Source organism: Anabaena sp. UHCC 0204 (assembly GCF_009711975.1).
GTDB lineage: Bacteria > Cyanobacteriota > Cyanobacteriia > Cyanobacteriales > Nostocaceae > Dolichospermum.
This window is the reverse complement of record NZ_VIKW01000006.1, coordinates 110621-124608: the sequence shown is the minus strand read 5'-3', so window position 1 is coordinate 124608 and position 13988 is coordinate 110621. Positions and strand designations below refer to the sequence as shown.

The following is a 13988-nucleotide window of genomic DNA, read 5'->3' as shown; positions in this document are numbered from 1 at the left end:
ATGACCTTATCCATTATAGGTTTGCTGGAGAGTGGCTTCGATTGAGCCTAAATTTTGGAATAACTTAATTAAGTCATGAGATTTAGTTTTTTGCTCTAATAAAATTCCTTTCAGTGGTGTTAAAAATTGAATATCAGGATCATCTAATAGGGCAATTTCAGCAGCTTGTAATATTTTGGTGGTATTAGCAAAAATATCTGTATTTTCAAAACCAGATTTTGCCGAAATTTGGTGTAAACTAGCATCAGGTATAATAGCTCTACCTGATAAAGTTTCATCTAAGATTAAACCTTTTAATAAAGCTAATAAGCCTGCATAAATAGCGAAATTATCACAACTATCACAAGCTTTAAATTCTATTCGCCCTACCTCTGAGGGAATACGGGCAATTTTTGTTAATGAGGGGACACTTTGGATTAGTTCTGCTGCTGTTTTTACAAAAACTAATGTCGCTGATCTTTTTCCTGTTCTAATAAAAGTCCTTACTGATAAACCTTCCCATAAACAACCATTGTAAAAAGGAGAACTATAACTAAAAGGAATGATATAAGGACTGTAATAAGTTAACTTTTTACCAATATCAATTAACTTTTCCGTAGACAAGTTTGCCAGAGAAATATTTAAATCTGGTCCATAGGAAACCATATAAATATGAGCAGTTTGTTCATCTGGATAAACTTGTAATTGTTTAATTTCAAAATCATTTAATGGAGGATGTGGTTTAAAAACACAAGTATAAGGATTAAAACTGGCTAAAACAGGTGAAAAACCAAAACTAGCAGCAACATCACTTAGTAAACCAAAACTTGTTGTTAATTCATCAATTGCTCCTTGAATAGTAGAGTGGATAGTTGTTCTAATTTCGATACCTTTAGCTACACAATCAATTACTTCTTCAGAGTCACTAAATCTTTCAAATCCTTCAATATACCAACGCTTTTTTTTAATCCCTGCATCACCAACTCTTAATTGTGGGTAATCATCAGGATATACGGGTAATTTATCAATGATTTGATTGAAATCTGCAAATTTTGTATTATGAAAATCTGCAAACTTTCCTTGATGATTGAGAAAAGCAACTTCATGTTCAACACCAAATGAAAACATACTCAATACCCAGTTAATGAGAAATATAATCAATTATATCCATAATTGATCCTATTGTGAATAATATGGGAGGAGAAATAGGAGTTAATTATTTAAACATTGGACAGACTATAGATACCTGATTTGTAATTATTAGCTATACAGAACATATATTTTTGCCAGTTCAATGTACAGAAGTTCAGTCCTTTTCAAGGTAGCTTAATATTAAATAAGAAAAATTACAAGGCGTGAGTTTTTATGACAAGTGCTGCTCAAACTCCTTACAGTAGCGAACAAATTTCGGCTTGGTTACGAGGACTTTTGACTATTGCTTGGGCTGATGGTAACTTTGATGCTCAAGAACAGGAAGTAATTACTAATCTTACCAAAGATGAATTAGCTCCTTCCATTGACTGGGATTCTCTAGAGATCATCGAACCCGATGAATTAGCGGCTATATTAGGTAAAGGTACACCTGTAGCGGAAAATTTCTTGCGGACAGCGGTCATGGTAGCGATCGCTGATGGTATATACTCTCCTAGTGAAGATGAAGTTTTACACCAATTCTGTCAAAAATTAGAACTGCAAGAGAATTTACTCACAGCCCTGCGTCATACTCTAGAAGATACCGCACAAACTGAAGATTTTCCATCGGCTGAACTTGTACCTACACATCCAGACGCTTTAAATCCCTTGCGTCACTGGTTAGACGGGTTAGATATTCAAGATCCCAGAGTTGCCAAATTTTTGTGTAAGATGATTCCTTCCCAGTGTCCCTTTGAAAGAGATGTCACCCTATTTGGCAGGAAAATAGTTCATATTCCGCCATTATGTAAAATTAACCCCCTCTATGAACAAATGGTAGGTTTACGTTTCCGCGCCCTCTCCTACCTAGCAGACGACTGTGGTGAGGATATTACACCTTATATATAGTCATTCGCCAGTAGTCAGTAGTTAGGTGACATAATAAGAAGTAGAAGATTTCCGGAATCACGAATATATTAGCAATCAAAAAATTGGCTGCTAATATTTGGAAAATCGTTAACGAAGAGTCATTAGCGCAAAATATATTGGTAATCTTTCAAAAAAAGAATGACTAATGACAACTAACTACTAACTACTGACAACTGACTAATTATGCAATTTATAGACCAATCAATAATTGAAGTAGAAGCAGGTAACGGAGGCGATGGTATTGTCGCTTTCCGCAGAGAGAAATATGTACCAGCAGGTGGTCCCTCTGGTGGAAATGGCGGAAAAGGTGGTTCAATCATTTTTGTCGCTGATAGCAACCTCCAAACCTTACTAGATTTTCGCTACAAGCATTTGTTTAAAGCCCAAAATGGTGAACGTGGCGGACCAAATAATTGCACCGGTGCAGGTGGAAAAGATTTAATTGTCGAAGTTCCTTGTGGTACTGCTGTTTATGATGGAGAAACGAGTGCTTTACTCTGTGATTTAGTTGAACCTGGACAAGTTTTTCGAGTTGCTGAAGGTGGCAAAGGTGGACTAGGAAACCAACATTTTTTGAGTAACCGCAATCGTGTTCCAGAATATGCACTTCCTGGTTTAGAAGGAGAAAAGAAGGTATTACGTTTAGAGTTGAAATTGTTAGCAGAAGTAGGAATTATTGGTTTACCAAATGCAGGTAAATCAACTTTAATTTCTTCTCTATCTGCTGCACGGCCAAAAATCGCTGATTATCCGTTTACTACTTTAATTCCTAATTTGGGTGTAGTTAAAAAACCCACAGGTGATGGTACAGTTTTCGCTGATATTCCCGGTTTAATTGAAGGTGCTTCTCATGGTGCAGGTTTAGGTTATGATTTCTTACGTCACATTGAACGCACAAGGATTTTATTACACTTAATTGATGCGACAAGTGAAGATGTAATTGCTGATTTCCATACTATTCAAGAAGAATTAAAAGCCTATGGAAGGGGTTTAGCAAAACGTCCACAAATTTTAGCATTAAATAAAATAGATGCTGTTGATAGGGAATCTGTAGATTTAGAAGCTTTAGCTAAACAATTAAATCATCTGGCTTTAGCACCTGTTTTCATAATTTCGGCGGTAACTCGCACTGGATTAGATCCAATGATGCAAGAAATTTGGCGGATTTTGGATGAAGTTAATGCGTTGGAAGCTTTGGAAGCTGCGGAGGTAGCGGTTTAATTGATGGGTTGATTTTGTTGAGTAAAAGTCCGCGTTTGCGGACTCATTTTTAGCATTTTTTAAATTTTTTGAAAACAATAATTAAGAAGTGATTTTGTCAGAAGATTCTTTTCCACAAGCAGCAGGAAGGCATTTATATCCCACATTCCGCAGATGTGACTCAGATTATTGATATTTTTGAAAAATCCCAGCCAGAAAAATTTTATCTACCTAATTTTTTTGGTTAAGTTTAACTTTATCTGCCAAAAAATAGAGGATATGAGTATCATCGCTTTAACTACAAGTCCAGCGATAACTTTGGTTCACATTTTCACTTTTACGAAGTTAATAATGCCTTATTATTTGATAGAGAAAAAGCCAGAGGAATGAGATTAGATATCCCCGCAGGTACAGCAGTGAAATTTGAACCGGGAGATGAAAAAGAAGTTACTCTAGTTCCTGTAGTTGATAGCCGTCAAATTTATGGATTCAACGGCAAAATTAATGGAAAACTGTAAAAAAAATAAGTTTCAATTGCATAATTAGAGCAGAAATTATATCTGTTTTAACTTTTATTCATCTGCTAAGAAACTTTCTCCCCATTTGACTTCAACTTTACCGCTAGGACTAAATACAACCTTAAATTCAGTCACAGAATTATTGATTACTAGTTTAGTAGGTAAGATGAGAGTTTCATCTTTTGCTTTACCGTCATCAGGTTTAGATAACAATTTAGGTAAAGGTGTGGTTTGCAGTAAATCAATCGCTAATTTATCAATTGGTTCATAGGAAACAACTGCTCCTTCAGAATCTATCAGTACCCGATAAACCAAATCTCGATCAAAATTAACAGATGTTTCATCAGCTTCTTTGTTGTTAGATATTTGCCAATTCTTGACAATGATTTTTTGTAAATCTTCTTGTAATTTCTGGATCTTTTTCTCATCAGTAATAGCTCTGAGAGAATCAGCAACGGAAGGATCTAAACTAGAGGGAATTTCAGTAGGTATCAGACTAGCTCCAGCTTGCAGGGGAATTGGTTTTTTGAGAGTGTTTTTCTCCAAATCTAGCGCGTCACCAATTAAAGCATTAACTTTTGTGCGATCGCTCACAGTCAATAACCGATGTTGGAATACTACGTGCTTATATTCCTTAGAAATTTTCCCTTCAATTACATTAATTGCGTGTTTAGCAGCTTCATTAGCCGCATAGCTGGGTGCTTCATCCACAATTGATTGCAGAGGTTGATTAGGATCGAGCAGCATATTTGCCAACTTACGAGTTAAAGGAACAATTCCATACACACTTACCTTTTTGCTCAACCCCAACTCCCTAACAGCTTGGAGCGCAATTTCTGTGGTCATTTCTGAACCACCCCACAAAACATTAATCTTTGGGTGACGCTTGAGCATCGCTTTGACCTTATCTACATCTTCCGGTGTTCTGCCATCTGTCGTTCCCGTTTCGGTCCATTTTGCACCAGAATCTTCTATACCTTTGATAAATCCCTGTAAATAAGGATAAAGACGAGTTGAATCTGCCCCATCTACTAAACCTACATTTAACTCTTTAATCTGTTTATTTCTCCTATTTAATACCCCTTTCCCCATGTATCTGCCAAGGTCGTAACCCATAGCTAAAGAATCGCTTTCATAACAAGCAAATACTACTTTCTGGGATTCTTTGGGTAAGCAATCACCGATATTAACCACCACCACACCAGCAACATAAGCCTGGAGAATACTTGGTACAGATTTCTCAGGATCTAATGGTCTCATGATGATTATATCTACATCTTGGGTGAGTAGCTGTTTGATTCCGTGAGTCTCCTCCTGAACACTTTCTCCGGTTTTAATGGGGATAATTTCAACTTGCTTATTTTCCTTAGCCAGTTTTTCTAAACCTTGTTGGTATAATTTATAAGTTAAGTTATCGTTAGGAAGAAGAAACCCAACTTTATACTTTTCTGGAGTTTCTTTAATAATTTTTGCTTCCCAATCTTTATCTTTAGCGGCTTGTTCCCAGTTATAAGATCGTTTCAGTTGATCTACTGACCAAAACTTACCTCTTTTCAGGTTAGCACGCTCGAATTCAGTCCCAATTGTAATTGTTTCCTTACGCATATCCACATAGCGAAGGGAAGCTCCCCTAAAGTTAGCTTTGTAGAGATCAGCACTTTGAATATTAGCACGGCTGAGATTAGAACCTTGGAAATTGGTTTGATTGAGATTTGCCCCTTGTAAATCAGCCCATAGCAACCGGGAGTTAATTACTGATGCTTTCGTCAAATTTGCATCTCTTAAATAAATCCGGCTCATGCGACTACTATCAAGATTCGCTTGCTCTAAATTGGCTTTTTCTAAATAAGCCGCTCGAAGAATTGCCCCTTTGAGGTTCGCACCCTTCAAATTTGCCCCCTTGAGATTTGCTCTTTCCAGGTTTGCACCCTCTAGATTAGCTTTTTCCAGGTTTGCACCCTCAAGGTTTGCTCCGCTTAAATTCACGCCAGATAAATCCATTCGGGAAAGATCAAATCCCTCATACCTGTAAAACTGCGGTGGCCACTGGGCAATCCTCCGCCAATTCCATTCAAATTTATAACACTTATTTAGTTCAATTCCTTCTAAGTTGGCCTTGGAAGCTTGTTCTCCTAATAGACTTTCACAGGACTGATTCAGATATTCCATAGCCTCAATTCTTGATTCAGAATATTCAACTTCCTTCTGATTTCTAATTTCTTGTCTAGCATTATCAAGAGCCTCTTTCTCTCTCTGCGGTGCTTCCACAAAGTAAGCTCCCATTGCTGCTAACAGTGTAAATTGACCAATAACGGTTGCCAAGCTATACAGAGAAACATTTTCACACCATTTAACAAAATCTCCCAGTCGCTGATCTAAAAACGTCAGGGGGTTGAACCAGGAATGTTTTGCTTTTGCCGGTTCTTTTTCCAATTCTAAAGAGTAACCTGCCCACATTCGCCGATAGGTTTCATGTGGCATATCCAGTCTTTTCGCTTCCTGAAGTATTTTGTACTCCCGTTTGACTGGATCTTCAATAGTAGCAATTTCTTGGAAGCTAGTCTCTAAATTTCGGATAACTCCTTCCAACTCAAAGATTTCAGCTTGTTCTTGGGGTGATATCCTAGTGTTTGTTTCCTCCGTTGTTTCTGTATCTCTTATCTCTTCTGTCTGGTTTTCAGATGTAGTACTTTTTTGTAGATGTTGAGCATTTGTGGTTCTTCTAAATATGGAAAAGCGACTAGACATAATTATTTAGTGTATTTGGTAAAAAAAGTTAAACTTAGCTAATTTTATTAAATAGCATACTTGTTTTCTAATTGGGACAATATGTTACGTATTTTTATAAATTTCAATTCTTGCTAGTAATGATAATCTTTTTATTTTTATAACAATCTCCAAAATTTTAGAAAAGAGTTAAGAGAAATAAAAATATGACAAACTTAGAAAGTAGTAAGTAGGTGATTGTATAAGTTATAAAATGAATCGTTCCGCTTATGCGGAGACTTATGAACTCACAGTAGGCGATAAAGTTAGATTAAGTAATGAGACAAAATTAATTACACAAACATTTGGACTAAAATCCTTGATTGGCAAAGGATTGATAAATAACTAATATGTAATTAATTCTGTCCAGGTACTTAGTTGACCAATATACAATGCACGTTGAACAATATTATAAAGCTGATAATAACAAATGGATTTTTTCGGAATATTCAGATAGTGATGATTCTTTAAATTTAGCTTCTGTTGCTTGTCAAATTTTGCTTGCAGATATTTATGATAAGGTAGATTTTGAAGTTAAATAATAAATCTCACGCCAAGACGCTAAGGCGCAAAGTTTTTATTAGTATCTTTACGCCTTAATTATCTAAATTTACACTTTAAGAAACCAGCGTTTCTGATACATCAAGACAGCAACAGCGTACCACAAGAATAAGGTAACAAGTGCAAACAAAAATGAGCCGTTGAAATTTCCCGCCCAAGAGGCAAAGATATTTTGGTAAATCCAATTGTAGATACTAATGGCGGTTTCACCTGTGCCAATTTGGGTTTTGGCTGTGATTTTGATTAACATTACAGAAGCAACAAAAAGAGCGATCGCATTTAAGCCCATAATCTCAAATGGTTTACTCCAGCGTTTTATTAACCTCACTTCTATCAATTCATAACAAGCTGCTAATAACATTAACGCCCAACCAGTGGTAAACACAACATAGGAACTAGTCCATAGTTTCTTATTCATGGGAAATGCTACATCCCAAATAATTGCAATTACTAAGCAACACAAACCAAATAATACTAAATCCATACTTGTTTGCGAATTAGCCTGTTTTTTATCTTTAATCCATTCTCCGGTAAAATAACCAGCTAAAACGTTAACTATCGCTGGAATGGTGCTAAAAAGTCCTTCAGGATCTCCCAGCAAATTAAAGCCATCACCTTTATATAAATGTGCTTTGGGAATAATTAATCTATCAATAAATGCGCCAAAATTACCTTCCCTTGTTAGCACTCCTGCACCATAATCAGGAACTGGAATATACATCATTGTCAACCAATAACCAATTAGTAATCCTCCTGCTACTAACCATTGACTTTTACGAGGTAATTTTAAAACTATCAAAGATGTAAACAGGTAAGTTAAACTAATTCGTTGCAATACTCCCATGATTCGCAAACTACTAAAGTCAAAAGTCCAAACACCTTTATTCCAAAAACCATTTAATAGTAAACCCAAAGCAAATAATATAGCAGCACGGCGTAACAGCAGTAAGTAAACTGTTGTGGTAGGTTTATTCTCTGAGCTATACTTTGACAGAGAATAAGTCATTGCTACACCAACAATGAATAAAAAGAAGGGAAATATTAAGTCAGTGGGTGTACAACCGTGCCATTGAGCATGACTAAGGGGAGGATAAACATTATCTACGACTCCGGCCATGTTAGCAAGAATCATTGCTGCAATAGTAATACCACGAAAAACATCAAGCGAAGTCAGACGCATAGACGGAATAGTTTTTTTGATGACTATTTACCTTACCCCGCTTGAGGCAACTTCTCAAGAAAAATTGATATCCTAACTTACAAGGTAAACTTTTATTAAGTAATGTTTGAATTGGGAATTTTTTAATATGGCTATCAAAGTTGGAGATACCGCACCTGATTTTAATCTACCCGCCCAAAATGGTGCAAATATCAGCCTGGCGGAATTTCGTGGTCAAAAATCTGTTGTCCTCTATTTTTATCCCAAGGACGATACACCGGGATGTACTGTGGAATCTTGCGCTTTTCGAGATCAATATGAAGTGTTTAAATCCGCTGGGGCTGAAGTGATTGGTGTCAGTGGTGACTCTAGCGACTCTCACCAAAAGTTCGCAGCTAAGTACAATTTACCTTTCACACTTTTAAGTGATAAAGGCGACCAAGTGCGAAAACAATATGGTGCAACTACCGCTTTTGGTTTTATCCCCGGCCGGGTGACTTATGTGATTGACCAAAACGGCGTTGTTCAATACGTATTTGATTCGATGTTGAACTTTAAAGGTCACGTTGAAGAAGCACTGAAAACATTGCAACAACTAGCAACAAAGTAAATTTTTGACTGGGGACTGAAAAAGTGAGGGGACAGGGGGGAGTAGGAAAGATTAAACTCTTTACTGTCACCTGTCACCTGTCACCTGTCACCTATTCCCTGAAATTAGGCTTTAGACTTTTCGGGAACAGCAACGTTGGAGTTAGCTGATTTGCCGTTTTTGCCGTTGCCGTTATTGCGGGGTTGAATTACTCCATAACCACCGTGATTACGTTCATAAATGACGTTAATATCTCCGGTTTCTGCGTTATGGAACATATAAAAATCGTGTCCCACAAGTTGTAGTTGTTCTTGGGCTTCTGCCAATGTCATGGGGGGCATGGAGAAGTATTTGGTGCGAACAACCTCTTCGGGTAATTCAGGGGTGCGATCGCCTATTAAATCTGCTGCTACAGGTTCTGGCGCTACTACTTCATTAGTTGCTATCGGTTGGGTTTTGTGATCCTGCCTTCTTTCTTTATATTTCCGTAATTGCCGAGCAATCTTATCTGCAACTAAGTCAATACTTGCATATAAGCTTTCGCTGCTTTCCTCGGCACGGATGATGCTACCATTAGCATAAATAGTTACTTCCGCCGCTTGTTTAGTATTTATTCGGGGATTGCGAGCTACGCTCAAATGGACATCCACTTCATTGGTGATGTTCTGAAAGTGACTAACTGCTTTTTCAATCTTCTGATGCACGTATTCCCTGATTGCATCAGTGATTTCAATATTTTTACCGTGGATGACAAGCTTCATGTAAACTCTCCCGCTCAATATTATAAATGATGTTTTTGGGTAGGAATAGAGATTGCGGTAAGGTCTATAATTGCCGCCAACACAAATCGTAACCTATTCTTAACACACTGCTCTTTAGTATTCTCAACGCTTCTTGCATCTTAAGCATCTTAAAGTTTGTGCTATTCATCGTCTCGATTTTAGTTTTTATTCTCTACGATGATTCCCAACTGGTTGCCAAACAATTGGCTATTAAAGCAAAACTATGGAATTAGGCAATTTTGAGATATGGTTCTTTTAACTGCCTATTTCTATGGAACTTTACAAAAATAGGAGTGTTTGCTCTTGTTGTTGTTCCCTAGTCTTGTTCCCTATTGTATAGAAGATACGACCCTTTTGGGAAGTTTGATCCTGATTGATACAAACAAATTTTTGAGATGTGATCAGTCAGTGTATTGGTTTCTATTGTCTTGGCTTAATGTTTATTACAGAGAACTCCTCCCAACACCATTGAGTTATATATTCAAACTAGCACTTTGTACGGTCCAAAGTATATTCCCTTGACGTTCCTTTAAAATCCTTTGCATAGCTTGACATTTGTTAGCTATTTTTTTGTGACATTTTGTAAAATTTTGTGAGATTACAACTATTTAAAGACGCAAAGACGCGGAAAATATTTATAAGGAATGATGTCTAACACTTTATTTCATCCGTACCGTTGTTTACTATATGATGTTGAGTTGATGCCGTACTTAACGGCTCATCAGTGGCAGCGATCGCTAGTAACAGAACGCATTAACAACCCAGAATTAGATGATGTCCTAATTTTACTAGAACACCCCCCCGTCTATACTTTAGGCACAGGAGCAAACTCAGAATTTATTAAATTTAATATTGACAAAAGTAACTATGATGTGCATCGCATTGAAAGAGGCGGCGAAGTTACATATCATTGTCCTGGTCAATTAGTCGGTTATCCGATTTTAAATTTGCGTCGTTATCGTCAAGACCTGCATTGGTATTTGCGCCAACTTGAGGAAGTATTAATTCGCGTTTTAGCAAATTATGATTTGCAGGGAGAACGTCTGCCTGGTTTTACTGGTGTTTGGCTAGAAGGATACAAAGTTGCTGCTATAGGCATAAAAGTTAGTAAATGGATTACAATGCACGGATTTTCCTTAAATGTTTGTCCTGACATGACAGGATTTAAACAAATTGTTCCCTGTGGCATTGTTGATAAACCTGTTAGCAGTTTAGCCGCATGGATTCCTGGCATTACTTGTAACCAAGTACGTTACTCCGTAAACCATTGCTTTGCCGAGGTATTTGGTGTAGATATAGTGGATTGTAAGTATGAAAAAATTATGTAGTCTTAGTAAAGTTACATAATATGGCGTAAATATTATTATAATGATCATGATCAACATCACTTTGGTTTTTAACCAAACAGACTAAAATTAGTTTGTTTGTTGTTGATCATGCTCACTTTTTGTAAAACTAACCAAAACCGTGCTTGTGAATTACTCAAATAATCTACAGGTAAGTTTTTCCTCGTTGAACTCCTTGAGAGAACGCGATTGGGAAGCTTTAACTTCACTATTTGACAGAGATGATAGTGATGAAATTGAAGCCGAAATTAAAAGTAAGTTGGTGTGGTTAGTCCCCGAACCTTGTTGGGAAGATAACCCTTTCGAGTTTTTGCGTGAGTTTCTTTAACACCTGTCTCACAGCTACAAAAACAACCAGGTGACACAGTTTTCTTCTGTATCGCCGTTAATCTCACTTTTCCCATTCTCCATGACTTTGTTGTAGTGTTGGCAATAAACTACTCTGAACACAAAATACACAAAGAGGGGGAGATGGTGAAATTTAGATTTGGTCGTTTGTGGGTGATCATTGGTTTAATTTGTTGCTTATTGGCTGGTTGTAGTGAAAATTCTCGCGGAAATCAAATTCTCCGAGTAGCGACTGAACCGGCGTTTCCACCTTTTGAGTTTCAAGGTAAAGGTGGGGAATTAGTAGGGTTTTCTATTGATTTGATGAGGGCGATCGCCGATGGGTCAAATTTCCAGGTAGAATTTCAGAGTTTGCCTTTTGATGGCATTATTCCCGCACTACAAGCCAAAACCATAGACGCGGCGATTAGTTCCATGACGATAACTGAAGAAAGATCCAAGACGGTAACTTTTTCTCGTCCTTATTTTAAAGCAGGTTTGGCGATCGCTATTCGCGCAGATCATCAAAATATTACCGGATTTGACAGTCTCCAAAATAAAAAAATTGCCGTCCAAATTGGCACAACCGGCGCAGAAAAAGCTAAAAGTTTAACTGGGGCGCAAATTCGCAGTTTTGACTCTGCACCATTAGCCCTGCAAGAATTACAAAATGGTAATGTTGATGCAGTTATTAATGATGCACCCGTCACCTTATACGCTATCAATACAGGTAATTTGCAAGGAATCAAAGTCATAGAACAACTATTAACTGAGGAATTTTACGGAATTGCTACTGCTAAAAATTCTCCTTATTTATCTTTGATTAATCAAGGTTTAACAAAGATATTAGAAAATGGTAAATATCAGCAAATTTACGAAAAATGGTTTAAATCTGCACCGCCAACATTACCAGAAACATTACCATTTATAAATAAGAATACGGCTAGATTAAATTCTCTGAGTATATTTTGGCAATCCTTACCCACTCTATTAAAGGGTGCATTAGGAACATTGCAATTAGCATTTATCTCAGGTTTATTCGGTTTAACAATTGGTTCTCTAATTGGTATAATTCGCCTTTCTCATATTAAATCTTTGCGTTTTTTATCCAGGGCTTATATAGATTTTTGGCGAGGAACACCGTTATTAGTGCAGATATTTATGATTTATTTTGGCTTACCGGCAATTTCTCAAGAGTTAGGTTTTACTTTTACTTTAAACCGTCTTCTCGCTGGGGTAATTGCTTTAAGTTTAAATAGTGCAGCCTATATTGCCGAAATTGTCCGTGGGGGCATTCAATCTATTGAAATTGGACAATCAGAAGCAGCAAAATCACTAGGTTTAAATCCTCTGCAAACAATGACTTATGTAATTTTTCCTCAAGCATTTCGGCGCATGATTCCACCTTTAGGAAATGAGTTTATTAGTTTATTAAAAGATACTAGCTTGGTTGCGGTAATCGGGTTTGAGGAATTATTTAGAAAAGGACAATTAATTGTTGCAGAAAATTATCGCGCTTTTGAAGTTTATGCGGCTGTAGCTATAATTTATTTATGTTTAACTCTGATTTCTTCTCAACTTTTTAGCCGGTTAGAAATATGGATGAATCCAATCGGTAAAAAAGATGCAAAAGGGAAAATATAAAATAAGTAATCAGGAAAAACGTTATTTATAAACATTGTAGAGACGTTCCATGGAACGTCTCTACATTAGAGAATGTTTGGAAAATTAAATTATGTCCGATAGAGGTGAAAAGTTATGGTTTACTTGCTTTTCTATAATCCCAAGGATCAACAAATTTGCGATCGCTCCAAATCCCAATTTTTTGCTGTTTCGCTTGCGTTTCGGCTTGTTGTACAATATCTTTACTGGGACATTTGCTTAAATAGGGACGATATACTTTAGCTAATCCTTCTTCTAACAAAACTTGTTGTAAAAACGTACCATTTGGTAACCGGACTTCTGCAACTTTTCTACCATAGCGATCGCTATCTGTAATATTCAATTTTACACGATTATTTGTGGCTTGAATTAGTTGCTCTATCCGTGTTTGTGCTTTCACACCCCAAGCAAACTGATTTACATCTTTAGTAATTTTACTGTTCTTTTCTTTCTGAGAATGAGGTATTTCTGGTGCATCAACACAAGCAAACCGCACCGTAAATTTTTGACCATCTGCATTTCTTAATACTAATGTATCACCATCACTGATTCGTTCAACTAGATCCCCTTGAGGAGCAAACAAGCGATCGCACGCAATTAAACTCACAGAAATCGCAGCAATACCTAGCCAAATTAACCCTCGTTGCATTAATTTATTCATAATTCACTAAGTTTGCAATTTAGCCTATTAATGTTTACAATTGATACAGATTAAATAATTGTCAGCCAATACGTATAATAGTATTAAATCTCTCAAGCTATCTAAATCATGATTCTCCTCTAAAGATTATGAAACCTATTCAGCACCATCAACGTACTTTTGCTGATCAAGATTTTCAGCAATCCCTAAATCAGTTAAAAGATATTGTTCAAGCTAACAATGAAGAGGTGACAGAATCAAATACTAGTGATTCTCTCCATCAAGTCATCAGCAAACATACTGATATTATTGATTTGGATGCGTGGGAGGATGCAGTTGCTGATATTGAACAGTATTTACAGCAAAAAACAAATAAAAGCAAAAAGCCATAACTAACT

The 13988-nt window shown here is 36.7% G+C and carries 13 protein-coding genes and 2 pseudogenes; 10 read left to right on the top strand and 5 right to left on the bottom strand.

Annotation, left to right across the window (positions count from 1 at the left end; translation table 11 throughout):
* Positions 1 to 6: 6 nt before the first annotated feature.
* On the bottom strand, positions 7 to 1107 hold the full coding sequence (locus tag FJR04_RS07150) for a glutamate--cysteine ligase (RefSeq protein WP_168493141.1): 1101 nt from the start codon (positions 1105 to 1107) through the stop codon (positions 7 to 9).
* A gap of 237 nt (positions 1108 to 1344) precedes the next feature.
* Here FJR04_RS07150 and FJR04_RS07145 point away from each other — a divergent pair, with 237 nt between their 5' ends.
* The 3 genes and pseudogenes from FJR04_RS07145 to ureB all read left to right on the top strand — a co-directional run.
* Positions 1345 to 2019: a Mo-dependent nitrogenase C-terminal domain-containing protein gene (locus tag FJR04_RS07145; RefSeq protein ID WP_168493139.1), complete on the top strand. Its 675-nt coding sequence runs from the start codon at positions 1345 to 1347 to the stop codon at positions 2017 to 2019.
* Positions 2020 to 2223: 204 nt separating this feature from the next.
* Complete coding sequence (gene obgE / locus FJR04_RS07140) at positions 2224 to 3261, top strand: GTPase ObgE (protein WP_168493137.1); 1038 nt, start codon at positions 2224 to 2226, stop codon at positions 3259 to 3261.
* Positions 3262 to 3560: 299 nt separating this feature from the next.
* Positions 3561 to 3758 (top strand): annotated as a pseudogene (gene ureB / locus FJR04_RS07135) (urease subunit beta); the annotation flags it as partial.
* 54 nt (positions 3759 to 3812) lie between these two features.
* On the opposite strand, the gene FJR04_RS07130 reads toward ureB, so the two are convergent.
* Entirely contained in the window at positions 3813 to 6506 is a 2694-nt protein-coding gene (locus FJR04_RS07130) for a pentapeptide repeat-containing protein (RefSeq protein ID WP_168493136.1), read from the bottom strand.
* 232 nt (positions 6507 to 6738) lie between these two features.
* Here FJR04_RS07130 and FJR04_RS07125 point away from each other — a divergent pair, with 232 nt between their 5' ends.
* Both FJR04_RS07125 and FJR04_RS07120 read left to right on the top strand, forming a co-directional pair.
* Positions 6739 to 6873, top strand: coding sequence for a hypothetical protein (locus FJR04_RS07125; RefSeq protein ID WP_168536263.1), 135 nt, complete (start codon positions 6739 to 6741; stop codon positions 6871 to 6873).
* Positions 6874 to 6898: 25 nt separating this feature from the next.
* A pseudogene (locus tag FJR04_RS07120) lies at positions 6899 to 7066 on the top strand (Uma2 family endonuclease); the annotation flags it as partial.
* 68 nt (positions 7067 to 7134) lie between these two features.
* On the opposite strand, the gene FJR04_RS07115 reads toward FJR04_RS07120, so the two are convergent.
* Positions 7135 to 8265 carry an acyltransferase family protein gene (locus FJR04_RS07115; protein ID WP_168493134.1) on the bottom strand — a complete coding sequence of 377 codons (1131 nt, stop codon included), beginning with the start codon at positions 8263 to 8265 and terminating at the stop codon, positions 7135 to 7137.
* Positions 8266 to 8392: 127 nt separating this feature from the next.
* Here FJR04_RS07115 and FJR04_RS07110 point away from each other — a divergent pair, with 127 nt between their 5' ends.
* Positions 8393 to 8854 carry a peroxiredoxin gene (locus tag FJR04_RS07110; protein ID WP_168493132.1) on the top strand — a complete coding sequence of 154 codons (462 nt, stop codon included), beginning with the start codon at positions 8393 to 8395 and terminating at the stop codon, positions 8852 to 8854.
* Between the two features lie 104 nt (positions 8855 to 8958).
* Here FJR04_RS07110 and hpf read toward each other — a convergent pair whose 3' ends face one another.
* Entirely contained in the window at positions 8959 to 9594 is a 636-nt protein-coding gene (hpf, locus tag FJR04_RS07105; protein ID WP_168493130.1) for a ribosome hibernation-promoting factor, HPF/YfiA family, read from the bottom strand.
* A 668-nt stretch (positions 9595 to 10262) separates the two neighbouring features.
* On the opposite strand from hpf, the gene lipB reads away from it, so the two are divergent.
* From lipB to FJR04_RS07090, 3 genes are all read left to right on the top strand, one after another.
* Positions 10263 to 10943 (top strand): lipoyl(octanoyl) transferase LipB, encoded by a 681-nt coding sequence (lipB, locus tag FJR04_RS07100; protein WP_371717363.1) that lies wholly within the window; start codon positions 10263 to 10265, stop codon positions 10941 to 10943.
* Positions 10944 to 11088: 145 nt separating this feature from the next.
* Positions 11089 to 11289, top strand: coding sequence for a hypothetical protein (locus FJR04_RS07095; RefSeq protein WP_168493126.1), 201 nt, complete (start codon positions 11089 to 11091; stop codon positions 11287 to 11289).
* A 143-nt stretch (positions 11290 to 11432) separates the two neighbouring features.
* A complete protein-coding gene (locus FJR04_RS07090) occupies positions 11433 to 12932 on the top strand; it encodes an ABC transporter permease subunit (protein WP_168493124.1) in 1500 nt (499 codons plus the stop codon).
* Between the two features lie 112 nt (positions 12933 to 13044).
* Here FJR04_RS07090 and FJR04_RS07085 read toward each other — a convergent pair whose 3' ends face one another.
* A complete protein-coding gene (locus tag FJR04_RS07085; RefSeq protein ID WP_168493122.1) occupies positions 13045 to 13611 on the bottom strand; it encodes a thermonuclease family protein in 567 nt (188 codons plus the stop codon).
* A 128-nt stretch (positions 13612 to 13739) separates the two neighbouring features.
* Here FJR04_RS07085 and FJR04_RS07080 point away from each other — a divergent pair, with 128 nt between their 5' ends.
* Positions 13740 to 13982 carry a hypothetical protein gene (locus tag FJR04_RS07080; protein ID WP_168493120.1) on the top strand — a complete coding sequence of 81 codons (243 nt, stop codon included), beginning with the start codon at positions 13740 to 13742 and terminating at the stop codon, positions 13980 to 13982.
* Positions 13983 to 13988: the final 6 nt, after the last annotated feature.

What these genes read in the sequence shown, in the direction of transcription:
- obgE (WP_168493137.1), top strand. Translation starts at nt 2,224, where the DNA reads ATGCAATTTATAGACCAATCAATAATTGAAGTAGAAGCAGGTAACGGA.
- lipB (WP_371717363.1), top strand. Translation starts at nt 10,263, where the DNA reads ATGTCTAACACTTTATTTCATCCGTACCGTTGTTTACTATATGATGTT.
- hpf (WP_168493130.1), bottom strand. Translation starts at nt 9,594, where the DNA reads ATGAAGCTTGTCATCCACGGTAAAAATATTGAAATCACTGATGCAATC.
- FJR04_RS07125 (WP_168536263.1), top strand. Translation starts at nt 6,739, where the DNA reads ATGAATCGTTCCGCTTATGCGGAGACTTATGAACTCACAGTAGGCGAT.
- FJR04_RS07145 (WP_168493139.1), top strand. Translation starts at nt 1,345, where the DNA reads ATGACAAGTGCTGCTCAAACTCCTTACAGTAGCGAACAAATTTCGGCT.
- FJR04_RS07115 (WP_168493134.1), bottom strand. Translation starts at nt 8,265, where the DNA reads ATGCGTCTGACTTCGCTTGATGTTTTTCGTGGTATTACTATTGCAGCA.
- FJR04_RS07150 (WP_168493141.1), bottom strand. Translation starts at nt 1,107, where the DNA reads ATGTTTTCATTTGGTGTTGAACATGAAGTTGCTTTTCTCAATCATCAA.
- FJR04_RS07080 (WP_168493120.1), top strand. Translation starts at nt 13,740, where the DNA reads ATGAAACCTATTCAGCACCATCAACGTACTTTTGCTGATCAAGATTTT.
- FJR04_RS07085 (WP_168493122.1), bottom strand. Translation starts at nt 13,611, where the DNA reads ATGAATAAATTAATGCAACGAGGGTTAATTTGGCTAGGTATTGCTGCG.
- FJR04_RS07090 (WP_168493124.1), top strand. Translation starts at nt 11,433, where the DNA reads ATGGTGAAATTTAGATTTGGTCGTTTGTGGGTGATCATTGGTTTAATT.
- FJR04_RS07110 (WP_168493132.1), top strand. Translation starts at nt 8,393, where the DNA reads ATGGCTATCAAAGTTGGAGATACCGCACCTGATTTTAATCTACCCGCC.
- FJR04_RS07130 (WP_168493136.1), bottom strand. Translation starts at nt 6,506, where the DNA reads ATGTCTAGTCGCTTTTCCATATTTAGAAGAACCACAAATGCTCAACAT.